Source organism: Haemophilus sp. Marseille-P9675, assembly GCF_916862695.1.
Taxonomy (GTDB): Bacteria; Pseudomonadota; Gammaproteobacteria; order Enterobacterales; family Pasteurellaceae; genus Haemophilus; species Haemophilus haemolyticus_K.
This window is the reverse complement of the sequence record NZ_CAKASP010000001.1, coordinates 297,592-322,335: the sequence shown is the minus strand read 5'-3', so window position 1 is coordinate 322,335 and position 24,744 is coordinate 297,592. Positions and strand designations below refer to the sequence as shown.

Sequence of the window (24,744 nt, the reverse complement as noted above, 5' to 3'; positions counted from 1 at the left end):
CCTTATAATCGATAAAATTGTTGGGTATTCAAAAGCATTTGCTCTTGAACATAATGTAATGGCAAAGATTTTAATTCAGCTATTTTCTTCAATACTGAGAATAATTGCTCAGAAATTACCGCACGTTCAAATCCTTCATGTGGCCAAGGACTATCCGTTTCAATCATCAAACGGTTTAACGACAAATGTTGAGCAACATACTGTGTTTTAGGATTCCATAAAATATCAGGTGTTAAGCTAGCAAAATATGGTGTAGATAAAAATTTCTGAAAAGATTTTTCATCTGTCTTAAACCAATGAAAATGGGCTCGTTGAATATTATTTTTCTGTAATAATTCAAGGGCAGTATCCACATCATTATGCACAATATGTAAATTTAACGGCAAATCCCATTTTTTCGCTATCAGAATAAATCGTTCTAGTAATTCAATATAAGGTGCGTAATCCAAATTTAAATTTTCACGTTTAGAATAATGTGGCAATCCCACCTCGCCAATCGCAGAAATTAAAGAATGATGTTCATCAATCCATTGAAATAATTCTTCTTGCTCTTCTAAATTCAGCAAGGGCTGTTCAGGGTGAAAACCAGCTGAGATATAAAGTTTCTCGGGGTAAACCTGTTTTAAATTCAATAGTTTTTTAGCACTTTTTAGATTCGTACTTACCGCAAGCATACCCGTAATCTTCGAATCACCAAGTGTTTTCTGGATATTCTCATCAGAGAGTTGATCCAAATGGAGATGACTGTCAAATAGCATAGTATTTTCCAATGAAAAACCGCACAAAAGTGCGGTCAATTTTAAATTTATTTTATACCCCTTTCCAGGTTCTAACAGGGCCGGTATCCACATGAATAAAATTACTTGTTGGATAATATCCTACTCCACCATTACTCAGGTTTTCTGCAGCAGCTTTTACTTTAGCCAAAGACACATCAGCAATACGAAAATCAATGGCCTTTCCTTTAATATGGTAACTATTACTTGCTACTCCGCTACTTTGACGATGACGCATTGCATTGGTTGCAGCAGAACGATACCCACAAATAATTTCAATTTCAGCATTGCGTAACCCTAAATTGCTTTGAATGTTATAAAACTTGTGGAATAAATTTGGATCCATTCTATGAACTTGGTTTGTTCGTTTATCACGCATAAAATGGTCCAATTTTTGTAATATCGCACTTGTAAAACCTTTTTGAGCTGAAAATTCACCACTTAATCGCTCTCCCGTATTAATATTACGGAACGTCAAAATACGAGGCTTAGGTGTTGAAACCATTGCTAATACAGAATTTGGCAAAACTGATGCACCTAAAACAATGCCACCGAGGGACAGCCATTTACGTTTCTGTTTATCAACCTTGTTCATCCTCTCTCCTTTCTATTTTTTGATGGATTATTAGAGATATTTTTTGACGACATTCCAGTTAATTCCACTGAAATTCATCAATCCATCATATTTATAAATATCTGGCAATACTTGAATTTTTCCTTCATCAACCCAGGATGTAACATAGTATATAAACACAGGGTTTTCCGAACGAATTGGGGCAGAAACCGTTTTTTTACTCTCTAAAACATTCTTTTTACGTTCATCAGACCACCCTGCTTCTTTCAATAAAATACTAGCAAGTTGATCGGATTTTTCCACACGTACGCAACCAGAACTTAATGCGCGATCTTTACGGCTAAACAGCCCATGATTTGGCGTGTCATGCAAATAAATGGCATCTGAGCTTGGCATATTAAATTTATAATTACCCAGTGCACTATCGCCAGCGGCTTGTCGAACTCGATAAGGGAATTTATTACCAATAGATGCCCAATTTATCGAATAAGGATCAATCACATTTCCAGCACTATCCAAAATAGAATAATTATGAGCTGCAATATAACTTGGATCCGCTTTCATTTTTGGTAATAAATCTTCATTAATTAAACGAGTAGGCGCATTCCAAGGTGGATTAACAACAACACTACTTAATTTACTATACATCACAGGTGTACGGCGTTCATCCTTACCAACAATAACACGAGATTCCAAAGTTAAATTACCATCGCGATAATACTGCAATTTATAACTTGGAATATTCACGAAAATACCATTATGAAAATCAGGAATCACCCGTAAACGTTGCGCATTAATAGCAAGCTTTTTACCTACTTCTGACAGTCCTGATGCAGATACCATTGATGATAAGGCTTTAACAGTTTGATGATATAAGTGATTATCGCCCGATAAACTTTGTACAAAACCTAAAAGTTGACCATTTTCTACCGCACTTAACCAACGTTGAATATGCTCATCTGCAGGTTGTTGAACTTGATAAGTGCTAGATGAATACAACCAACGTTGAGCTTGCACGCCTACATTTTGAGTATAATACAAATAATCTAGCAATATATCGCTCAATAAAACATCATAAGCTAATCCACCTTGTTGTTCGATCAACTCAAAGGATTCTAAGGATTTTGCTGAACGTTTAGAAATACCGCTAGCCACCATCGCGGCATACCCCTGTAACAATTGGCGAGCCGCTGCATTATCTTTCCATAATGGTGCATATTTACGTTCTGCATATAAACGAGCTAACAAAGGCTTAAACTGTAAAGCATGCTCACCTATTTCATGGGTTAGCGACATTTCTAAAATTGCTTGCTTTTCCTGTGCTAAGCGGGCTTGATCTAATTTAATTTCCTCTTCAAGCTTTTGTTTTTCTTCTGGAGATAAATGCGAAACATCAACGCCATGAAGTTGCACCGATTGTCCATTTTTTACAAAATCTGCTAAAGCGCATCCTGAAGTCATCATTGACAATGACAACGCAAATACTGAGAGCTTTGCAGTGCTTTTAAACATAGCCATTCCTTAAACATTCCCTAAAACAACCGCACTTTATTTAAGTTCTAAAACAAAGTGCGGTTAAAATAATTTTATTTTTTCTCTTCTACTGTTTCTGTTGGTTTCTGAGTTTCTTTGCTAACATCTTGCTCAGTTGAATTCAACATAACAAAATCCGCAGCCATTTTTTCTGCTTCTTTTAAGAAGAAATCTGGCGCTTCATAATCTTTCGGTAAATCATCAATATCATTTAATGCTTTTTTACCTTCTCGTTTAAAACGCTCATTAATATCTTTTAAACGTCTTGCATCATCCTTATCATTTTCAGCTTTACGCGTTTGATAATTCAATGATAAGAATTTGCGATCACGGCGCTCATTACGAATTTTTAAATCTTCATTCAATGCAATAAATTCAGGATCTTTAGCAATACGCTCAAGATGCTTTTTATTTAATACATCAACATCTTTGCGAGCATTGCCAACTTCAGTATAAGTTGCAGATGGAATTTTATCCCATGGCAATGCATTATCTTCCTTATCTTCGCCGTACTCTTTGGCATCGATAATTTCAGGGAAATTAATATCTGCAGCAACGCCTTTTAACTGAGTTGAACCACCATTAATACGATAGAACTTTTGAATCGTATACTGTAATAAACCTAATGGTGTTTGATCTAAATCATAGGTAAAATTTAATGAGCGACTTTGCTGAACCGTACCTTTACCAAAAGTATTCTGACCAATGATAATACCACGATTGTAATCTTGCATTGCGGCAGCAAAAATCTCAGATGCTGATGCACTATAACGATTAATCATCACCAATAAAGGCCCTTTATATTGCTGTGCTGAATCATCATCTTCATGTACCCGAATACGCTGATAAGCATCCCTTACCTGAACTACAGGCCCATCTGTAATAAACAGACCACTTAATGCAACAGCCTCTGTTAATGCGCCACCACCGTTCTCACGCAAATCAACAATTAAAGCATCCGCCTTTTGATTTTCTATATTAGTGAGTAATTTTTTTACATCACTTGTTAAACCGATATAAAAACCAGGAATTTTAATCACTGCAATATTTTTACCATCAATTTTATTCATGGTTAATTTTGCAGCTTGATCTTCAATACGAACTTTATCACGTACTAAAGTAATAATACGGGATTTTCCACCTTTAGACGGTTCGATTTCCAACCGCACTTTTGTGCCTTTTTTACCTTTGATTTTCTCAACGATATCTTCTAAACGCCAGCCTACGATATCTTCAATCTCACCAGTTGCTTGGCCCACACCAATAATTTTATCTCCTGGATGCAATTTTTTGCTTTTTTCAGCTGGCGCACCTGGAACAAGTGACTTGATGCTTGTTTCATCATCTTCTGATTGTAAAGTTGCCCCAATCCCCTCAAGAGAAAGATTCATGCTTTCGTTAAAACTTTTCGCGGTTCTTGGTGCAAGATAGCTTGTATGCGGATCAATTTCGCGAGCAAATGCATTTAAATAAGTTTGAAGAATGTCATCTGCCTTCGTTTGAGTTAAACGACGAATTGCCAAATTATAACGTTTGGTGAGTTTTGACTTAATTTCTGACCATTTTTTATCTTTTAATTTAAGATTGATAATGTCATTTTTTACTCGTTCTTCCCAAAGTTGGTTGGCTTCATCTTCAGTTTTCGGAAATGCCGCTTTTTCACGATCAATTTCAATTTGATCCTGGCCATTCAAATTAGGCTCTTTATCTAATAAAGACAACGCATAAGCATAACGTTCATAACGACGCTTCATCATTACATCATAAATATCAAAAGCAGCAGAAAGATCACCTTGATTTAACTGGTCATCCAACTTAGTGCCATATTTTTGACGAAGTTCATCTACATCAGATTGCAAAAAGGTGTTATGGCTAAAATCAATATTTTTAATATAACGATCAAAAATCTTCTCAGAAAAAGCATCATCTAATGAGATCTTTCGATAATGCGATTGGGTTAATCGAGTGGTTGCGCGCTTAGTTGCCAACTGATTCTCTTCGCTTGCTGTTGGAATAGTAATATCGCTCAGTTTTAATTTAGGCTGCACAGCAAAAGCAGGCACAGAGCCGATTAACAATGCCGATAACAATGCGCTAGTAATCACATTTTTTGAAATATTAGATCTCATAACCTTTCCCGAGTAGAATTAAATCATTATGCAAATAAACGATCTGCAGCTACGCTCATAACCAAACCGTTTTCAAGCTCAACACGTGCTGAATCTTTTAGCACTTCCACTACTGTTGCTTTTTTCGCATGATCGCCAGCTTTCACTTTCACCACAGAACCAACAGAAATTTGTGAAAAATCAACCGCACTTAATGAGGGCTTATTGAAGTGTTTAGCATTTTTATTTGCAGGTTTACGTGGGCGTTGTTTTTGTTGGGCTTTTTTCGCTGCAGCCTCCGCTTTACGTTTTTCAGCAACACGAGCTTTAGCATCTGCAAGCTGTTGAGCTGCATGGGCTACATGTTCCGCTTCTAATACTCCGGCTGGATTACCTTGTAAATCTACGCGCACAGCACCTTCGCGACAGCCATGCAAATAACGCCAATTTGATGTGTATTGACGAAGAGCCTGACGCAACTGAGTTTTGCTTACACACTCATCATCTTCTAATGCTTCTGCTAAATCTTGGAACAAACCAATTTTTAATGGTTTTGCTTCGCCTTCTAAAATAAAGCAAAGAGGGAATTTTTCAGCCAAATACGCAATAATATCTTTTGTATTGGTTAATTTTTGTGAATTTACTTGCGCATCAGAGGTCTGAACGCCAGATTGAGAATCAGTCATGTTAGTTATCCTAGGGTAAATATAAATCGACTTAGTTTATCGCACTTTTTACAAAATTTACAATGAATCAAAACATTGTGAATAAATTTCGCACAAAAATAGTCAAGATCACTTCCCATATATACTTAAACAAGGCTAAAATACGCCGTTTTTAACAACCGAATAAAAGATAATCTTTCGTGCAAGAATCAAACCTCACACAAAAATCATTTCAAATTATAAAATGCGAAGAATGTGATGCTAGCGTAGAAACACCTTTAATATTAAATAAAGATGAACAAGCTGAATGTCCACGTTGTCATCACCATTTAGCTACAGGTGGGCGTTGGTCTGTTCATCGTTGCGCAATGGTCGCTTTATCGATCCTTATTTTGATGCCATTTGCCTTGGGTTATCCCCTATTAAGTCTTCATCTATTAGGTGTAAAAATTGACGCATCTATTTGGGAAGGTATTTGGAAAATGTCAGTAGCTGGCTATGAATACACTGCCTTTATGGTGTTTATCTGTGCCGTTGTGATGCCAATTACCTTTGCAATTTTAGTCATCATGCTCTGGATTGCAAAAATTTTGCATATTAAACCTCGCAGTGTTTTGCTTTTTTTAGGTTATATAAAACCTTGGGTTATGTTTGATGTTTATTTAGTTGCGCTAGGCGTAACGATGTTCAAAGTACGTGAATATGCAACACTGGAAATTAATGTTTATTTAATTCCCTTTATTTTCACCGCACTTTTGACAACCTTACTTTTTATCAAATTAAACCTTAAAGCATTATGGAAAGAGTTTTATCCAGAAAATGAACCCGCTTATGATGCAAACAACATTGAATTATGTGATGCTTGTAACTATACATTTTCAAAAAATGGGATTCATTACGATAAAAAGAACAACCCACGATGTCCGCGCTGTTTATCGCCTGTTCATATTTCAGATAATATTAAGTTACAACGCACTTGGGCAAGTTTAATTGCTGGGATTATTATGCTTTTCCCTGCAAATTTATTACCCATATCAGGCATTTATTTAACAGGTTCGCTCTCTGAAGATACATTAATATCCGGAGTTATTTCTTTTGTGAATATGGGCAGTTATTTTGTTGCTTTCGTGGTATTCTTTGCGAGTATTTTTGTCCCAATCAGTAAAGCTGCAATTTTACTTTATTTACTAAGTTGTGTTCATTTTAAATGGCGACACTCTATAAAATGGCAAATACGTTTATTGCATATTGTACATTTCGTTGGGCGCTGGTCGATGCTCGATTTATTTGTATTAGCCTTAATGATGTCACTAGTAACTAGGGGTGAAATTATTAATTTTACCGTTGGTCCTGGCGCATTTTACTTCGGCGCTGCCGTATTTTGCAGCATGATTTCAACCTCACAATTTGATAGTCGATTAATTTGGAAAATTTATGACAGAGAAAAATAGTTCTTCAATGAAAGATCAACATACAGAAATTACAGCGGCAGTACGAAAAACTCGTCGTATTTCTCCATTTTGGTTACTTCCCTTTATTGCATTATGTATTGGGGCAATTTTATTCTTCCAAATTGTTAAGGAACGTGGCACAAGCATCACGATTACCTTTACCAATGGCTCTGGTATCGTTGCGGATAAAACACAAGTTCGCTACCAAGGTTTGCAAATTGGTGTGGTGAAAAAAGTAAATTTCACAGATAACATGCAAAAAGTGGAAGTTGTTGCCAATATCAATCCTGAAGCGTCAAGTATTTTACGTGAAAATACAAAATTCTGGCTTGTTCAACCAAATGTTTCACTTGCAGGAATTTCAGGTTTAGATTCTCTCGTATCAGGCAATTACATCACTCTTCAACCGGGTGATGGCGATCACGAAGACGAATTTATTGCGGAAGAACAAGGCCCCATTGCCCAAGTTTCGCCTGGAGATTTATTGATTCACTTAATTTCTGATGACTTAGGCTCAATTTCCATCGGTGCATCCGTCTATTTTAAAAAACTACCTGTAGGAAAAATTTACGATTACCGCATTAATAAAGACAATAAAGTGCAAATAGATGTGGTGATTGATAAAGCCTATGCACAGTTTGTGAAAAAAGATTCACGTTTTTGGAACATCAGTGGCATTAACGCTAACATTAGCCCATCAGGCTTAAATCTAAATGTAGAAAGTTTAAATGCGGTTGTACAAGGTGCTGTTTCTTTTGACTCTCCAGCTGATAGCCCAAAAGCAGATGAAAATAGTCATTTCACGCTCTATACCAATTTAAAAGCCGCAAAACGTGGCATTGAAGTCAACGTAAATATCCCCGCATCTGCTGGTCTCGTTGCAGGACAGACCGAAGTTTATTCTCAAGATAATCCTATCGGAATTCTTTCTAAAATAAGTGCGGTTGAAAATAACGATGAAATTTTAGAAGGCAGTTTATTGATAGATCCAAACCAAGCCTCTTTATTTAAAGCGAATAGCAAAATTGTACTTCGCAATAAAAAAACGGATCTTGGTAATTTAGCAGATCCAAAAAAATTCTTTCGTGGCGAATATTTTGATGTCATTGCTGGAGATGGTGAAACTAAGCATCAATTTGATGTCATTAAAGAAAATGAGTTATTACTCAATGCACCTAATACATTAGTTTTAACACTCACCGCACCAGAAAATTATGGTGTAAGTGAAGGTCAAAATGTGTTTTATAACAACATGCCAATCGGACAAATTGTTTCACAAAAAGTGGATATAAATGGCGTGCAATTTAAAGCAGCGATTGCATCCGAATATCGCAATTTAATTCATGAAAACACACAATTTGTCGCAGCAACCAACTTTGATATCAGCATTGGACTAGACGGATTGCGTTTTGAATCCGCGACACCAGAAAAATGGTTACAAGGTGGCGTACGAGTATTAACGAAACAAGGTCAAGGAAAAGCTAAAGATAGCTATCCGCTTTATCAAAATATCAGCAATGCTGAACATGGCATCATAGGAAATATTCTTACGCCAACGATAACCTTACACACCCAAACGTTACCAAGCATTGATAAAGGTTCTCTCGTACTATATCGTCAATTTGAAGTGGGGAAAATTTTAAATATTAAACCTAAAATTAATAGCTTTGATGTAGAAGTTTATATTTACCCTGCCTATCAACATTTGCTGACAGATAAAAGCCGGTTTTGGGTAGAAAGTGCGGCGAAAATTGATATCACACCGAAAGGAATTAGCATTCAAGCGACGCCACTTGCGCGTTCATTAAAAGGTGCGATTAGCTTTGATAATAGTGGTTCGGGCAATAATCGAACACTTTACGCAAATGAAAGTTATGCAAAATCCATCGGGCTTGCAATCACCTTAACGGCAGATGATGCAACCAATCTGAGCAAAGGAATGAGTCTGCGCTATTTGGGTTTAGACGTAGGGCAAATTGACAGTATTCAACTTGATTCCAAATCTAAACGCATCACTGCAAAAGCGTTAATCAACCCTAATTATATGAATATGATTGCAAAAGAAGGTTCTAACTTTACGATTATCTCGCCGCAAATTTCAGCAGGTGGAATAGATAACCTTGATAGCTTATTACAGCCTTATATCGATATTGAAATCGGGAATGGTAAAGCAAAAACACAATTCAATTTAGCTCAAACAGCGCCACAACGTAATAAATTTAGTAATGGTACGCCATTTATTTTAGAAACACGCGATGCAATGAATTTAAGTGAAGGTTCACCAATTCTTTATCGAGGCGTAGAAGTGGGGACCGTGAAAAAATTTGAGCTTAACAGTCTTGGTGATCGCGTCTTAGTACATATTGCAATCATGCCGAAATATAGTCATCTTGTTCGACAAAATACAGAATTTTGGATTGCATCAGGTTATGACTTTACCTTAGGCTGGAAAGGTGCAGCATTTAATACAGGAAGCGTTCAACAGTTGCTAAAAGGTGGTATTTCTTTCTCCACACCAGCAGAAAAAGAAATTCAACCACAGGCACAGCCAAACAAACGTTTCTTACTTCAGATAAAGCGCCCTGAAGAAGTACAAACTTGGGGAAGCGGCGCGTTACCACAATAAATAAAAAATGGATTAAACGGTAAAAGGTTTAATCCATTTTTTATTATCAATTTAAATAGTCCAATAAATTTTCCCACTGTAATTGCATATCTTTCATACCAAGTTCATACATTGCCTGCAATTTATTCGGATCTTTTTCAATGCGCTTAATCTTCAAATCAACAGAAGGTCGAATAACGAAAATATCGCCTTTTTCTGCTAGCTTAATCACATTTTCAAATTGTCGATTATACATGGCATAACGCTGATTTACGGCATCTACAAAATGTGGATAATGTCGATAAAACCATTTGGCAATCCAAGTCATTGGCTTAGATTTTCTATAATCTAAAGTACGGGTAAGAATAACAATGATTTTATCGTATCCTAACTTCTGCATTTGTTCGACAGGAATAGAATCCGCAATGGCACCATCCAAATAAGGAATACCGCCTATCTCAACCGGACGAGAAACATAAGGCATGGCGGAGGTAGCACGCAACACCTCCATTTGGGCCAAAGGATCTATTAATTTGACATATTCTGCTTGCGCAGTTTGTAAGTTAGTTACAGCTACATAAAAATCGATATCTGATTCTTTAAACGTTTTATTATCAAACACATCATATTTGAAAGGTACTTCATAAAAAGCAAAATCTTTATTCACGATATTGCCTGTGCTCACCAAACTTTTAAAACTGATATAACGCTTATCTGATATAAATTTCTTGTTATAACGAATTGCACGCCCTTTTTGCCGAGAAGGATAATTAACACCAAACAATGCACCTGCGGAAACAGAAATGATACCATTAACCCAAAAATCTTTATCTAAGAAGGTATCTAGTACACCCGCGGTGTACATGCCTCGCATCGCCCCACCTTCTAATACCAAGCCAATTTTCATTGATTTTTTAACTTCTTCCATTTGAAAACAACACATAAAAATATTGCGTGCCATTTCTGAACACGCAATTATTTGAACAATCTGGATTAATCCCGTTTCCGACTCAGCAACCACCAAATCATCACAACAAATAGCAAACTTGGCATTAGCGCACCGAAAACAGCAGGCATGTTATAAACAACGCTCATTTGCCCGAAAATTTCATTTACAACATAGAACAAAAAGCCAAAACAGATGCCCGTTACAATTCTAGCGCCCGCTGTCACACTGCGTAGAGATCCAAAAATAAAAGATAATGCCAATAACATCATCACACCAACAGATACAGGTTGAAAAATTTTCCGCCAGAATGTGAGTTCAAAGCGACTCACATCCTGACCTGTTTCACGTAAAAATGAAATGTAATTATACAAACCTGAAATAGACAGTGATGTAGGGCGTAAAGAAACCGCACCTAATTTATCTGGCGTTAAATTTGTTTCCCATTTTTCCGATAAGCGATTACTTGTCTTGATTTCATCTTTGCTAATCATAGAATGGTTCACTTGACGTAAAGTCCATTTACTTTCATCTTCCGAATAACTTGCTTGGTTAGCATGCTTCAACTCCGTCAAATTACGATGCTGATCAAAAGTATAAATATAAATATCGTTTAATTTTGCGTCATCAGTAACACGTCGAACAAACACAAAATTATTACCATCTTTTGCCCAAACCCCATTTTTCATGGAAAGCATTGAACCACCAGAAAGTGCTCGAGCACGCATATCACGTGCGAACTGTTCTGTTTGTGGAATCCCCCACTCACCAATCACCATGGTTAACAACACTAATGGTAATGCGGTTTTCATCACTGCCATACCAATTTTAAAACGAGAAAATCCAGCAGCTTGCATCACAACGAGTTCGCTTCGACTTGCAAGGTTGCCCAAAGCCATTAGCGCACCAAGCAATGCCGCCATAGGAAAGAAAGTTTCAATATCTTTTGGAATGGTTAACCCAGTAAAAGCCACCGCTTGCCAAATATCATAAGTACCTTTACCCACGCTACGAAATTGTTCCACAAATTTGATAATAGCAGAGAGCCCAACCAATGTAAGCAAAGTAGCAAAAATTGAGCCAAGAATACTTTTTCCAATATAACGATCGAGGGTATTCATCATTTTGCTTATCCTTTTCTACTGAATAAATGGCGGAATTTATACATGGCAGCGCTATCCCAACCGTTTAACACGATACCAAGCAACAAAAAGCCAATATTAACAAGAGGCATAAAAATAGCAGCATCTAATTTTCCTGCTGCCCCCGCAGATTTAAAGGAACTTTGTAATAAAAAATAAATTAAATAGAGTAAAAGTGCGGGTAAAATTTTGGCAAATCTACCTTGTCGAGGATTTACACGACTTAATGGCACAGCAATTAACGCCATTAGTGGAACCGCTAGGATTAATGTAATACGCCAATGCAATTCAGACTTCGCAGAAGATGAATCTAAACCGATAAGTTGAGACAATGTTAATTCTGCGACTTCATCATTCGTATTTTCTGTTTCCTGATGACCTAAATAGGCTTGATATTCATCAAAATGCGTAATGCGAAAATCTGGTAAAACAGACGTGCCTTCAACTCGTTGGGTATTTTGTAAATTCAGAATTTGATCGCCATTTGGCAGCGCTTTTAATTCGCCTTTTTCAGCAGTCACGACGGATGGTTTCGTTTGTCCTTTTGGCGCAGTTTGGAACAAATACACGTCATTAATTTGATTTCCCTTGATACTATCAATAAATAAAACAAAATTGTTGTTATTTGTTGACATGAACTGACCAGAAGAAAGCGCACCCATTGTTGGATTCGCTTTGGCATCTTCGACAATTGCTGCTTGTTTTTGAATTGACCAAGGCGAAAGCCACAAGACGTTATAAGCAGCAAGTCCCGCAGTAATCAATGAAAGCATTAACGCCACACGCACTAAAACACGCTGCCCGACACCACAAGCACGCATCACCGTTATTTCACTTTCAGCGTAAAGACGACCAAAAGTGAGTAAAATCGCAATAAACAAACATAATGGCAACATTAATTGTGCCATAGCAGGCATACCTAGCCCAAGCAAGGAAAATACCAAATCAGCTGGTACTTTACCATTAGCCGCAGATCCCAGTACGCGCACTAACTGCTGAGAGAAAAATATCAGCAATAAAATGAATAAAATAGCGACTTGGCTCTTAAATACTTCTTTCGTTAAATATCGAATTAAAATCATCTTATATCGTTTGTTTTTCTAAATCTAAAACGGGGGAAAACTGGATAAAATCGGTCGCGTATGATACCTTATTTTCGCTGAATTAAACAGAAATTTAAGGACATCAAATGAAATATCAAGCAAAAAACACCGCACTTTCTCAAGCCACTGATTGCATTGTTTTAGGCATCTATGAAAACAATAAATTTTCAAAAAGTTTCAATGAAATCGATCAATTAACCCAAGGCTATTTAAGCGATCTAGTGAAATCAGGTGAGCTAACTGGCAAATTAGCCCAAACTATTTTACTTCGAGATCTTCAAGGTCTGGCTGCCAAACGCGTGTTAATCGTTGGCTGTGGCAAAAAAGGGGAGCTCACGGAGCGTCAATATAAACAAATCATCCAAGCTGTATTAAAAACACTAAAAGAAACCAACACGCGTGAAGTTGTTTCTTATTTAACTGAAATTGAATTAAAAGATCGCGATCTTTATTGGAATATCCGCTTTGCCATTGAAACGATTGAACACACCAATTATCAATTTGATCATTTCAAATCTCAAAAAGCAGAAGCCTCTGTTTTAGAATCCTTCATCTTTAATACGGATTGTGATCAAGCACAACAGGCCATTGCTCATGCCAATGCGATTAGCTCAGGTATAAAAGCAGCACGCGACATCGCAAATATGCCACCAAATATCTGCAACCCAGCTTATCTTGCTGAACAAGCAAAAAATTTAGCAGAAAAAAACTCTACCGCACTTTCTTTGAAAGTTGTGGATGAAGAAGAAATGGCAAAACTTGGAATGAATGCTTATCTTGCCGTCTCAAAAGGCTCTGAAAACCGTGCTTACATGTCTATTTTGACATTCAATAATGCACCAGATAGAAACGCCAAACCAATTGTACTTGTAGGCAAAGGATTAACCTTTGATGCTGGCGGTATTTCACTTAAACCTGCCGCTGATATGGATGAAATGAAATATGACATGTGTGGTGCAGCCTCTGTCTTCGGCACAATGAAAGCCATTGCAGAGTTGAACTTGCCATTAAACGTTATTGGTGTTTTAGCAGGTTGTGAAAATCTGCCTGATGGCAATGCTTATCGCCCAGGCGATATTCTCACCACTATGAATGGCTTAACCGTAGAAGTGCTCAACACCGATGCGGAAGGTCGCTTGGTACTTTGTGATGCTCTTACTTATGTTGAGCGTTTTGAACCAGAGCTTGTTATTGATGTTGCAACCTTGACGGGTGCTTGTGTGGTTGCCCTTGGTCAACACAATAGTGGCTTGGTTTCTACAGATAACGATCTTGCCAATGCACTACTCCAAGCCGCAACAGAAACCACAGACAAAGCATGGCGTTTACCATTAAGCGAAGAATATCAAGAACAACTTAAATCGCCTTTTGCTGATCTTGCCAACATTGGCGGGCGCTGGGGTGGCGCAATTACTGCCGGTGCATTTTTGTCTAACTTCACGAAAAAATATCGCTGGGCACATTTAGACATTGCAGGTACGGCTTGGCTACAAGGCGCAAATAAAGGCGCAACCGGTCGCCCTGTTTCGCTATTAACCCAATTTTTGATTAATCAGGTTAAATAAAATAGGCATGAAAATAACCGCACTTTTAAAAAGTGCGGTTATTATTCATATTATTTCCCCGAACGATATGCCTTATCCATCGCCATAATCACCTCACGTACCACTTTTTTCTGCTCTTGTGGCAAATTCAAAAACATCTGAAAAAGCGTCTGATCCTGATAACTTGCCGCACTTTCCCAAATATACTTGTTTGATTCTTTTTTCTTCTCTAATTTTGCAACTTGATAGGCCTTTTCATCTGATACTAATTCTTGAATATCAATTTCAAGCCATTCAGCAAGGGTTTGAAGCCGTGCAAGCGAAGGTAAGCCCTCACCTCTTAACCAGCGAGCAACAGCGTGTAAACCGATCGGTTTACCATAATGGCGTAAGTTAAATTCACGTTCAATTACAGAAGCTTTGGGGTCGTAACCTTTTGCTAATAAAGTTGTACGTAATTTTTCCGCAAAATATTCTTTTTCATTCATTCCTCTAAGCTATCTAACGGAAATTTATTTAGCGTAACTTTCAATGAAAGTTACGTAAATATCTGTGACAGTTGATAAATTGTCAAAAAACTCTCTTTAGCTAAATATGACTAAACAAATTAAATCAAAACAGCGTGTTGCGGATCACGGGGAAGTGTTTACTCGTGAGCAAGAAGTCAATGCGATGCTAGAGCTTATTGAACAAAGACCGTTACAAGATGAAGCAACTTACTTAGAGCCCGCTTGTGGTGATGGGAATTTCTTGATCGCGATTTTGAAACGCAAGTTGGATAAAGTAGAAAATCTATACAAAAAGCATCAGCGAAAATATGAATTTTATGCTATCCGAGCTTTGTATTGCCTTTACGGGATTGAACTATTGGAAGATAACGTCAACGCTTGCCGAATGCGCTTATTTCATTATATGCAGCAAGAGTATGAACGGCTTTATCAAGAGATTAATGAAAAATTCTATGCAGTGCTGAAACATATCTTAGAACTAAACATTGTTCATGGAAATGCACTTTCGATGACCCATGCCAAACCTAATCAGCATGGTGAATATGAAATGCTAACTTTTCCTCATTGGACAGCACAAGAAATGGGGGCGGGTTATTTGAAATGGAAAATTAAACGCCATGATTTCACCTTCAAAAATTTAGTAGATCAAAGGGAGCAATCTTACCAATCACTTTCAAAACAAGAATTCTACTCACACTATTTTCTGGACATCCAAAATGCAAAACCCATCGATAAACTATAACCCTGACGTGCTTTCTTGCTTGGCGAATTTATCAAATGATGAAGTGTTTACCTCGCCTGCACTTGCCAATCAAATGTTGGATTTATTGCCGCAAGAATTATTCCGTTCATCAAAAACAACATTTCTCGATCCTGCCACTAAATCAGGCGTATTTTTACGAGAAATTGCCAAACGGTTATTGGAAGGGCTGAAAGACGAAATCCCCGATTTACAAACACGAATTAACCATATTCTAACCAAACAAATTTTTGGCTTAGGCATCACCGAACTCACTGCCTTACTTGCCCGTCGCACACTTTATTGCAGCCGTGAAGCCAATGGAAAATTTTCTGTTTGTGATGGATTTAACGATCCACAAGGCAATATTTTTTATTCTCCGCTAAAACACCAATGGGAAAATGGACGTTGCGTAAAGTGCGGTGCAAGCGAACAAGTTTATGAGCGTGGCGATGAATTAGAAAACCATGCCTATTCCTTTATTCATCAAGATTTAGCCAATATCAATGAGAAATTACCCGTGAAATTTGATGTCATTATCGGCAATCCGCCGTATCAGTTGAGTGATGGTGGTGCACAAGCCAGTGCCAAACCGATTTATGATCAATTTGTGCAACAAGCCATTAAATTACAGCCGAAATACCTTTCGATGATTATTCCGGCAAGATGGTTTACCGGTGGGAAAGGTTTAGATGATTTTCGTGATCAAATGCTCAATGACCGACGAATTTCAGAAATTCATGATTTTCCAAATTCAAATGATTGTTTTACGGGTGTAGAGATTAAAGGCGGCGTTTGTTATTTCCTTTGGGAAGAACAACACAACGATGATTGCTTAATTGCGACCCACGAAAAAAATTCGCAAATTTCTGAAATGAAACGACCGCTTAAAGAAGAAGGATTAGATTTTTTAATTCGTTATAACAGTGCAGTTCACATTTTAAGGAAAGTAAAAGAAAAAGAAGAAAAAAGTATTAGTGATTTAATTAGCGGAAGAAAACCATTTGGATTAGCAACAAATTTTAAAGGAAATTCTGTACCTTATAAATCATCAGCTCATAATATAAAACTTTATCAAAATAAAGGCATTGGTTATGTAAAACAAGAAGATATTCCTGTTAATAAGCAATGGATTCATGCCCATAAAGTTATTGCACCTTATGCCGTAGGCTCTGGAGATAGTAAAACTGACTGGGTAAAACCGATTTATGCTGAACCCAATACAGCTTGTACAGAAACTTATCTTGTTATGGGACCATTCGAAGATAAACAAACTTGTGAAAATGTGATGAGTTACATTAATACACGTTTTTTCCATTTTATGCTTACGCTCAAGAAAAATACCCAACATACCACGAAAAAAGTCTATGAACTTGTTCCAATGCAAGACTTCTCTAAACCATGGACAGACAAAGAACTCTATGAAAAATATCAATTAACCCAAGCAGAAATTGAATATATTGAATCAATGGTTCGCCCGATGACAAATGAATAATGTTCAAGATCCCCCTCTTTAGAAAAGAGGGGTTAGGGGAGATTTGATTGCGATCTTAATTTCTCATGAACTTCGTTTTCACGCCTGCCAAATCTCCCCCTGCCCCTCTTTGCTAAAGAGGGGAGTTTTTGAGAAAAATTTATACTTTATACGCCTGTAATATCACAAAGGAAAAACAATGAGCTACCTTTCACCGCTACGCCATCCGAGAATTTACGCCTACGCTGACACCCGTTATCCCAATTGCTTAAAAGTCGGTTACACCACAAGAACCGTGACGGAACGCTTAAAAGAACAATATCCTGTTACATTACCTTCTCAAAGCTACCGTGTTGAACTAGACGAAGAGGCAATCCGTGACGATGGTTCATTTTTTACTGATCACGAAGTGCATCAAGTACTGCTTAAGCATGGTATAGAACGTCTTGATGGCGAATGGTTTAAATGTGATTTAAAAGCAGTACAAGCGGCATTATTAGAAGTAAAAACGGGCGTAGTGCAGAAACGCCAAGCGATTTTTAACTTCGGCATGCGACCTGAACAGCAAAGTGCGGTGGAAAAAGCGGTTGATTATTTCCAAAATTTTGCAAACGACCCACTTAATCAAGGCCAAATCCCCCATTTCCTTTGGAATGCCAAAATGCGTTTTGGGAAAACCTTTGCAGCGTACCAATTAGCAAAAAGAATGGGGTGGAAGAAGGTATTAGTACTAACGTTTAAACCTGCAGTACAAAACGCGTGGCAAGAAGATTTGGAAAATCACCTTGATTTCCAAGATTGGGCGTTCGTGACGGAAGAAAAAGATTGGCAAATGAATGCCAATTTTCCGCAGGTTTGTTTTGGTTCGTTCCAAGATTATTTGGGCAAAAGCAAAGCGGGCGGGATTAAGCTCAAAAATGAATGGATACACGCTATCAATTGGGATTGTGTGGTTTTTGATGAATATCACTATGGGGCATGGCGAGACAAGGCGAAAGATCTCTTTGCCGATAACGATTGGGAGAAAGAGCAATCCAAGCAACAGAAAGCTGAAGAGCACGAAATGGAGCTTGATTCGCCCAACTACTTTGATGAAGAATTGTTACCAATTACTACCGATCACTACCTTTATTTATCGGGTACGCCATTCCGTGCCATTAATTCGGGCGAGTTTATTGAAGAGCAAATTTTCAACTGGACGTATTCCGATGAACAAAAGGCAAAAAATGCGTGGGAGGGTGAAGATAACCCTTATTTAGCCTTGCCGAAAATGGTAATGCTCACTTATCAATTGCCTGATGAAATTCGTGAAGTTGCCTTAAAAGGAGAGTTTGCTGAGTTTGATTTAAACGTATTTTTCTCTGCTACAGGTGAAGGAGAAAAAGCGAAATTTAAATACCAAAATGAAGTGCAAAAATGGTTAGATCTTATTCGTGGGCAGCTACTTTCTACTACGGTAGATAATCTCAAAATGGGCGCAGAACGCCCACCAATGCCATTTAGTGATGCCAATTTATTAGGCAGTTTGTTACACACCCTTTGGTTCTTACCAAATGTGGCAAGCTGTTATGCAATGCGGAATTTATTAGCTCAACCACAAAATACGTTTTATCACAATTATCAAATTATTGTAGCGGCAGGTAATGAAGCAGGTATGGGGGCTGATGCATTAATTCCCGTGAAAAAGGCGATGCAAGATCCGCTCAAAACCAAAAGCATCACGCTTACTTGCGGCAAATTAACTACAGGCGTGTCGGTTGCGCCGTGGGCAGGGATTTTTATGTTGCGAAACCTTACCAGCCCGGAAACCTATTTCCAAGCGGCCTTCCGTGTGCAAACGCCGTGGGTATTACGTGGACAAGATCCGAATAATCCCAATGCACAATGTATCCTAAAAGAGAATTGCTATGTGTTTGATTTTGCACCTGATCGCGCATTACGCCAACTTGCTGATTACAGCTGCCAACTGAATACTGAGAGTATTAACCCAGAACGTAAAGTGGCAGAGTTTATTCAGTTCTTACCTGTGCTAGCCTATGACGGCAGTTCAATGCGACCAATTGATGCATCGGGCATTTTAGATATGGCGATGAGTGGCACAACGGCAACTCTTTTGGCACGCCGTTGGGAAAGTGCGTTGTTGGTAAACGTGGACAATGACACACTTAGAAAACTGAAAAATAATGATCAGGCAATGAAAGCATTGATGAATATTGAAGGCTTCCGTCAGTTAAATTTAGATTTAGAAACCATCATCAATAAATCAGAAGCGGTTAAAAAAGCGAAAAAAGAGGCTGGAGATAATCCAACATCACAACAGAAAAAAGAGATTTCGGAGGAAGAAAAAGCAGAAAAAAGCTTGCGAAAACAAATTCAAGAAAAATTGATGAAATTTGCTACGCGTATTCCGATTTTTATGTATTTGACCGATTACCGCGAAAATGTGTTAGAAGATGTAATCCGCCAACTGGATAGCGAGTTATTTAAAAAGGTGACGGGCTTAACACAAGCCGATTTTGATTTGTTAGTGAGCCTTAATTTGTTTAATAAAGGTTTGATGAACGATGCTGTATTTAAATTCAGACGCTATGAAGATAGCAGTCTTGAATATACCGGTATTGTGAAACATCATCCAGAACAGATCGGCCTTTATGATACAACAGTGGATATTCGGGAATACCGCGGAGCGTATTAATTTGAAAAACGGTGAATATATCGACTATTCACCGTTATCAATAACATTTAACAATCAATAAGACGCGATATTCACATCACCGACACCGCTTTAATTTGAACATATACATCTTGCCCAATAGAAAAACGCAGTTCATTTTGGGCCCATTTACTGATACTTGCCCAAATCTTATGCCCTTCCACCAGCACCGCAATATCCACTCGAGAATCTTGTATCTCAATTTGTGCAACTTGGCCAGGTAAAATATTACGAATGCTTGTTTGTTCTGGCTTTTTCAGTGTGATAGAAACATCTGAACTATAAATACAAACTCGCACTCGCTCGCCTACATTTGCGGGCACTTGATGAATCCAGAGCGCTTGTTCGCCTAACGAAAGTGCAGTCATTTTATAAGGTGGATTATGCAAATGAACGGGCAAGGCAAGTACACTACTCTGTTCGCTTTCCCCTTTCCAAGGAGCAAAAATAGCACTATTCCAAATTTTTTCTACACTGTCATAGGCTTTCACAATGCCGTTTTCCATCAGTACAACGCGATCAGCTAAACGCAATAGTTCGTCTAAGCTATGTGTAACATATAAAATCGGGATATTAATTTCTTTAGAAAGACGTTCCAAATATTGCATTAGCTCGCGTTTGCGGGGAACATCAAGGGCTGAAAGTGGTTCGTCCATCAGTAAAATATCAGGATCAGTCAGCAGTGCCCGCCCGATTGCCACACGTTGTTTCTCTCCGCCAGAAAGCGTAAGCGGATAACGCTTTAATAAGTGAGTAATCCCGAGAAGATCGACAATATAATTAAAATCATCTTGCGAGACATTTTTCATACCATAGCGCAAATTGCCTTTCACGGTATAGTGAGGAAATAAACGCGCATCTTGGAATACATAGCCAATTTTACGCAAGTGGGTCGGCAATGATTCTTGGCTTTCCATATTCACTAAAGTGCGGTCATTTAAACGGATGAATCCTTCGTCTGGTTGTATCAAGCCACTGACGAGATTAATCAACGATGTTTTACCAGAACCAGACAAACCGAAAATTGCAGTTACCCCTTGATCTGGCACTTGTATATTCGCTTGCAAGGCAAGTTGCCCGAGCTGTTTTTTCACATTAATCTGCAACATTTCCTTGTCCTAATTTTTTCTGCATTCTCTTGCTCAACCACTCTGACAATAGCAAAGAAATCAATGAAAGAATGATAGCAAATAAACACAAACGAGCGGTTTGTTCTTCTGCACCTGGTGTTTGAATAAAAGAATACATCGCAAGGGGAATCGTTTGAGTTTCGCCTGCAATGTTCGATACAAAGGTTATAGTCGCACCAAATTCCCCTAATGATCGAGCAAAACCAAGAACCAGCCCAGCTAAAACCCCTGGTAAAGAAAGTGGCAAGGTTATTGTAAAAAATACACGCCAAGCAGAAGCGCCTAATGTTTGCGCCGCTTGCTCCAATTTAATATCAATATTTTCTAAAGAAAGTCGAATCGCACGAACAACCAATGGAAAGGCAACCACCGCAGAGGAAAGCACCGCCCCCTTCCAACTAAAACCAAAAGATAAGCCAAACCACTGATATAAATACTTGCCAATGAAACCATTTCGTCCCATTGCCACAAGTAATAAATAACCAATAACCACAGGTGGCAACACTAAAGGCAAATGAATTACGCCAGTAATCAGGGATTTTCCATAGAAATTTTTGCGCGCTAAAAGCCATGCGACAAAAATGGCTAAAGGCAAACTCCAAAGCATAGAACTGACCGCAACACTCAGGCTTAAATTAATCGCTGAGATTTCCATTGGAGTCAGATTGAAAAATGAAAAAAATTGGGTAAGCAAAATGAATCCTTATCTGAATAGCCTCTCTTTAAATTCCTTGTTTATGGGTATATCCCATATTGATGAGAGGTAAGATGCTCTATAATAACAAAAGGGCAGAAATATCCGCCCTTCATGACTATTAAGATTCTATCTTATTTTGCAGAGAAACCATACCCTACAAGCACTTTCTTCGCAGCATCTGATTCTAAATATTTCAAGAAGTCACGAGAATCTGCATTATCATGCCCTTTCACAATAGAAACGGGGTAAACAACAGGTTTATGGCTATCAGCTGGGAAAATACCAACTGTTTTTACTTGTTGGCTAATTTTTGCATCAGTGCTATACACAATACCGTAAGGTGCTTCTGCACGTTCAACTAAAGCTAATGCGCCACGCACATCTTTTGCACGCGCTAAACGCTCTTGCACTTTATCCCATAAATTTAATTTGGTTAATGCTTCTTCTGCGTATTGACCAGCAGGTACATGCGCAGGATCGCCAACAGATAAATAGCTATCTTTTAATGCATTGATCCATTCACCTTTAGCAATATCCACAGAATTTACCGCACTTTTTGCTGGTGCGATTAAGACTAAATCATTGCCTACTAAAACTTTTTCAGTTTCTTTCACAGTTAAATCTTTTTCAGAAAGATATTTCATCCATTTATTACTTGCAGAGACAAAAATATCCGCTGGCGCACCTTCTTCAAGTTGTTTTGCTAAAGTTGAAGAAGAAGCAAAAGAAAACACCACTTCATTTTTCGGATTTTGTTTTGCGTAATCTTTTGCTACTTGTTGTAATGCATCTGTCATTGAAGCAGCTGCAAATACAGTCACTTTAGCGGATGCCGCAAAAGAAAAGCCTAATCCTGCGATTAAAAGTGCGGTTGAAATTTTAGTTAATTTTTTCATGAATCATCTCCTATGATTATCGATATATAATTTATTATATATCAATTTTAATATATAAAGAAAGTAGCAAATATAAAAAATAACTAATCATTTCAGGTGATTCGCCGTATATAAAAAGGTATTTACTGATTAAATTTATCTTCTGTTTTCTTCAAATTACCATTTTCATCTTCTTTCGCTGACATAGGCACGCAGCTACAATTAGGTTGATCTAATCCCCACTCTTTAATGAAATTATCATATTTTTCAAGTGCACGCTTAAACCAACATTTGGGTTTCTCAGTTTGTTTTGTCATAAAGTTCCTTGTTCTAAATATTGTTTAATTTCTAAACGTAGCCATTCTACGCCTTTTTTCTTGTTAATGGGAAGTTGTTTTTTTGTTAAATAAGCGGAAATTAATGGGAAATTTTCTTTGCCCGCTAATTTTAATAAACGCCTCATCGAAGGAATGCTCGAAAATAAAGTGCGGTGAAAATTAGCGAAGTTTTTTAAGCTCACCCAATCGAACTTATCAAGCTGCCAATTAAGCTGATTTTGCTCAAAATTTATGGCGAACGGATGAAAAGATAAAGGGATATTACGCTGAAATTGTTTGTGAGCAGTATCAACTAAAGCCAAGCCTTCTTTGGAAAGACCTTTAAGGGCAATCGCTGAATAACAACCACTACTCGCTTCTTGGTGCTCACCTAAATGCACCAAAACAAAACCGCACTTTTGCCAAAATTTTGCCAATTCGTCGGTGTAGCCAAAACTCACCGAAAGAAAATCCACTTCTGAATTTTCCATAAATTTCATTAGATTTTGACCAATACTCTGTTTTTGCCAATTTGGCTGAACCGCGATACGAGAAATGCGTAAGGAACGTAATTTACAGGCTTGAGGCAAGTTTTCATAGAAACATAATGCTTGTGGCACCAGATTCCCTTTCGGGCGGCGTTTGCCTTGTTGAATTTGAATAATCAACTCATCATCTGTCATATTTCCTTCTTCTAACGCCCAAATTGCACCGAGCAAATTCTGTTGATATTCGGCAAAATAAAAACGTTGATTTTCCCCATCCAGTAAACGACGAAGATCGAGTGGCGACGTTCGATAATGTGCCAATGTCATTAAGCCATAAAAATCTGCAATAGGATGTGTTTTTTGCACTTCTCGAATTTGATAAGGGAGATGGGGCTGAAAAGGAAATTGCTGAAACTCATCTTCGGCATTTAGCAACAAAAGATCATCAATAAAATCTTCTAACGGATCATTTTCTTGCCAACGTAGGGGCTGTTTAAGTTCAAAATGCTGAAAAGTGCGGTGAATTTTCCGTTTAAATTTTAATTCGAAACCACGCCCCGTTCCTTCGTAGCTATGAATTGTAGTACTGAAGACAATATGTTGAAAATATTGAGAATATTCTTGCAATAATGGCAATGGGATCATCGCAGCTTCATCTACGAGCAACCAAGCAGATTGACTAAATTCTGGTTCATTTTGTAATCGAATAGTCAGCTCATCGGGAGCGATAAATTCAATTTCCCCTTCTAAAAATTCAATAACCGAATGCACCGCACTTTTATTTGGCGCAGTGAGATAAACTGGCGCTTGAATTTGGTTAGCAAGCATCCCTAATAATGCGGATTTTCCTCTTCCTCGCTTGGCTGTTAGAAAATAAATATCTTGCTCGGCCTGTAAAATAGTCTCGATAATTTGTTGTTGCGCTAACGTAGCATTTTTGTGATGCTTGTTAGAATAAAAAAACGCAGGAAATTCAACCGCACTTTCCTCTCTTAAAATGGGGAAATGATAGCGTTCAATGCACTGTTTGAAATGATAAATAAAATTAGGCGTAGCAATTGCTGACAGATTTCCATTCCAACGTAAACTATCTTGATCAAGTTGCAGAGATAAATTTTCCCAATCGGATAACACTAAACAAAGTACACCTCCCATTTTCAGTGTTCCAGCTGCAATAGCTAACGCTTCAAGATGAATGCCATTTCGCCCATCAAATAAAATATGTTCAAATTCTTGTCCGAGCAAATTCGTTGCTTTAGAAAAAGCAATGCCGCTTTCACCGATAATTAATACGTTATCAGGCACAAGCGGCAAGGTTTTACTGATTAAAATTTGAAGTTGGCGAGATGGCATCG

At 37.8% G+C, this 24,744-nt stretch carries 20 protein-coding genes; 6 read left to right on the top strand and 14 right to left on the bottom strand.

The annotated features are described in order from the left end of the window. Positions 1–2 precede the first annotated feature (2 nt). From LIX50_RS01495 to proQ, 5 genes are all read right to left on the bottom strand, one after another. Positions 3–758, bottom strand: a complete 756-nt coding sequence (locus LIX50_RS01495; protein WP_048954035.1) for a TatD family hydrolase — start codon at positions 756–758, stop codon at positions 3–5. Between the two features lie 52 nt (positions 759–810). Further along, complete coding sequence (locus tag LIX50_RS01490; protein WP_048954036.1) at positions 811–1,371, bottom strand: YcbK family protein; 561 nt, start codon at positions 1,369–1,371, stop codon at positions 811–813. 30 nt (positions 1,372–1,401) lie between these two features. After that, the gene (locus LIX50_RS01485) at positions 1,402–2,868 is read right to left on the bottom strand and encodes a L,D-transpeptidase family protein (RefSeq protein ID WP_048954037.1); all 1,467 of its coding nucleotides are present in this window, start codon (positions 2,866–2,868) and stop codon (positions 1,402–1,404) included. 68 nt (positions 2,869–2,936) lie between these two features. Further along, the gene (gene prc, locus LIX50_RS01480; RefSeq protein ID WP_048954038.1) at positions 2,937–5,012 is read right to left on the bottom strand and encodes a carboxy terminal-processing peptidase; all 2,076 of its coding nucleotides are present in this window, start codon (positions 5,010–5,012) and stop codon (positions 2,937–2,939) included. 26 nt (positions 5,013–5,038) lie between these two features. Beyond that, complete coding sequence (gene proQ / locus LIX50_RS01475; protein WP_048954039.1) at positions 5,039–5,677, bottom strand: RNA chaperone ProQ; 639 nt, start codon at positions 5,675–5,677, stop codon at positions 5,039–5,041. Between the two features lie 179 nt (positions 5,678–5,856). On the opposite strand from proQ, the gene LIX50_RS01470 reads away from it, so the two are divergent. Both LIX50_RS01470 and LIX50_RS01465 read left to right on the top strand, forming a co-directional pair. Beyond that, positions 5,857–7,107 carry a PqiA/YebS family transporter subunit gene (locus LIX50_RS01470; RefSeq protein ID WP_048954040.1) on the top strand — a complete coding sequence of 417 codons (1,251 nt, stop codon included), beginning with the start codon at positions 5,857–5,859 and terminating at the stop codon, positions 7,105–7,107. After that, positions 7,091–9,733: a PqiB family protein gene (locus LIX50_RS01465; RefSeq protein WP_048954041.1), complete on the top strand. Its 2,643-nt coding sequence runs from the start codon at positions 7,091–7,093 to the stop codon at positions 9,731–9,733. Before LIX50_RS01470 ends, LIX50_RS01465 begins: the two co-directional genes overlap by 17 nt. Before the next feature lie 46 nt (positions 9,734–9,779). Here the strand turns inward: LIX50_RS01465 and LIX50_RS01460 are convergent, their stop codons facing one another. From LIX50_RS01460 to lptF, 3 genes are all read right to left on the bottom strand, one after another. Next, positions 9,780–10,619 (bottom strand): patatin family protein, encoded by an 840-nt coding sequence (locus LIX50_RS01460; protein ID WP_048954307.1) that lies wholly within the window; start codon positions 10,617–10,619, stop codon positions 9,780–9,782. Positions 10,620–10,705: 86 nt separating this feature from the next. Further along, positions 10,706–11,782: an LPS export ABC transporter permease LptG gene (gene lptG / locus LIX50_RS01455; RefSeq protein ID WP_048954042.1), complete on the bottom strand. Its 1,077-nt coding sequence runs from the start codon at positions 11,780–11,782 to the stop codon at positions 10,706–10,708. 5 nt (positions 11,783–11,787) lie between these two features. Beyond that, positions 11,788–12,882, bottom strand: coding sequence for an LPS export ABC transporter permease LptF (lptF, locus tag LIX50_RS01450; protein ID WP_048954043.1), 1,095 nt, complete (start codon positions 12,880–12,882; stop codon positions 11,788–11,790). Positions 12,883–12,989: 107 nt separating this feature from the next. Here lptF and LIX50_RS01445 point away from each other — a divergent pair, with 107 nt between their 5' ends. Next, on the top strand, positions 12,990–14,468 hold the full coding sequence (locus LIX50_RS01445) for a leucyl aminopeptidase (protein WP_048954044.1): 1,479 nt from the start codon (positions 12,990–12,992) through the stop codon (positions 14,466–14,468). Positions 14,469–14,518: 50 nt separating this feature from the next. On the opposite strand, the gene LIX50_RS01440 is transcribed toward LIX50_RS01445, so the two are convergent. Continuing rightward, complete coding sequence (locus LIX50_RS01440) at positions 14,519–14,935, bottom strand: hypothetical protein (RefSeq protein ID WP_048954045.1); 417 nt, start codon at positions 14,933–14,935, stop codon at positions 14,519–14,521. A 106-nt stretch (positions 14,936–15,041) separates the two neighbouring features. Here LIX50_RS01440 and LIX50_RS01435 point away from each other — a divergent pair, with 106 nt between their 5' ends. The 3 genes from LIX50_RS01435 (at position 15,042) to LIX50_RS01425 (ending at position 19,864) form a co-directional block, all read left to right on the top strand. Further along, the gene (locus LIX50_RS01435; protein ID WP_048954046.1) at positions 15,042–15,698 is read left to right on the top strand and encodes a DNA methyltransferase; all 657 of its coding nucleotides are present in this window, start codon (positions 15,042–15,044) and stop codon (positions 15,696–15,698) included. Continuing rightward, a complete protein-coding gene (locus LIX50_RS01430) occupies positions 15,673–17,190 on the top strand; it encodes an Eco57I restriction-modification methylase domain-containing protein (RefSeq protein ID WP_048954047.1) in 1,518 nt (505 codons plus the stop codon). Before LIX50_RS01435 ends, LIX50_RS01430 begins: the two co-directional genes overlap by 26 nt. A gap of 178 nt (positions 17,191–17,368) precedes the next feature. After that, on the top strand, positions 17,369–19,864 hold the full coding sequence (locus tag LIX50_RS01425) for a DEAD/DEAH box helicase (RefSeq protein ID WP_048954048.1): 2,496 nt from the start codon (positions 17,369–17,371) through the stop codon (positions 19,862–19,864). A gap of 71 nt (positions 19,865–19,935) precedes the next feature. Here the strand turns inward: LIX50_RS01425 and modC are convergent, their stop codons facing one another. The 5 genes from modC to LIX50_RS01400 all read right to left on the bottom strand — a co-directional run bounded on the left by modC (position 19,936) and on the right by LIX50_RS01400 (position 24,742). Beyond that, complete coding sequence (modC, locus tag LIX50_RS01420) at positions 19,936–20,991, bottom strand: molybdenum ABC transporter ATP-binding protein ModC (RefSeq protein ID WP_048954049.1); 1,056 nt, start codon at positions 20,989–20,991, stop codon at positions 19,936–19,938. Next, a complete protein-coding gene (modB, locus tag LIX50_RS01415) occupies positions 20,978–21,706 on the bottom strand; it encodes a molybdate ABC transporter permease subunit (RefSeq protein ID WP_005654374.1) in 729 nt (242 codons plus the stop codon). Before modB ends, modC begins: the two co-directional genes overlap by 14 nt. Positions 21,707–21,840: 134 nt before the next feature. Then, entirely contained in the window at positions 21,841–22,605 is a 765-nt protein-coding gene (gene modA / locus LIX50_RS01410; protein ID WP_048954050.1) for a molybdate ABC transporter substrate-binding protein, read from the bottom strand. 122 nt (positions 22,606–22,727) lie between these two features. Then, entirely contained in the window at positions 22,728–22,901 is a 174-nt protein-coding gene (locus tag LIX50_RS01405; RefSeq protein WP_161798470.1) for a DUF5363 family protein, read from the bottom strand. Next, a complete protein-coding gene (locus LIX50_RS01400) occupies positions 22,898–24,742 on the bottom strand; it encodes a tRNA(Met) cytidine acetyltransferase TmcA (RefSeq protein ID WP_048954051.1) in 1,845 nt (614 codons plus the stop codon). Before LIX50_RS01400 ends, LIX50_RS01405 begins: the two co-directional genes overlap by 4 nt. Positions 24,743–24,744: the final 2 nt, after the last annotated feature.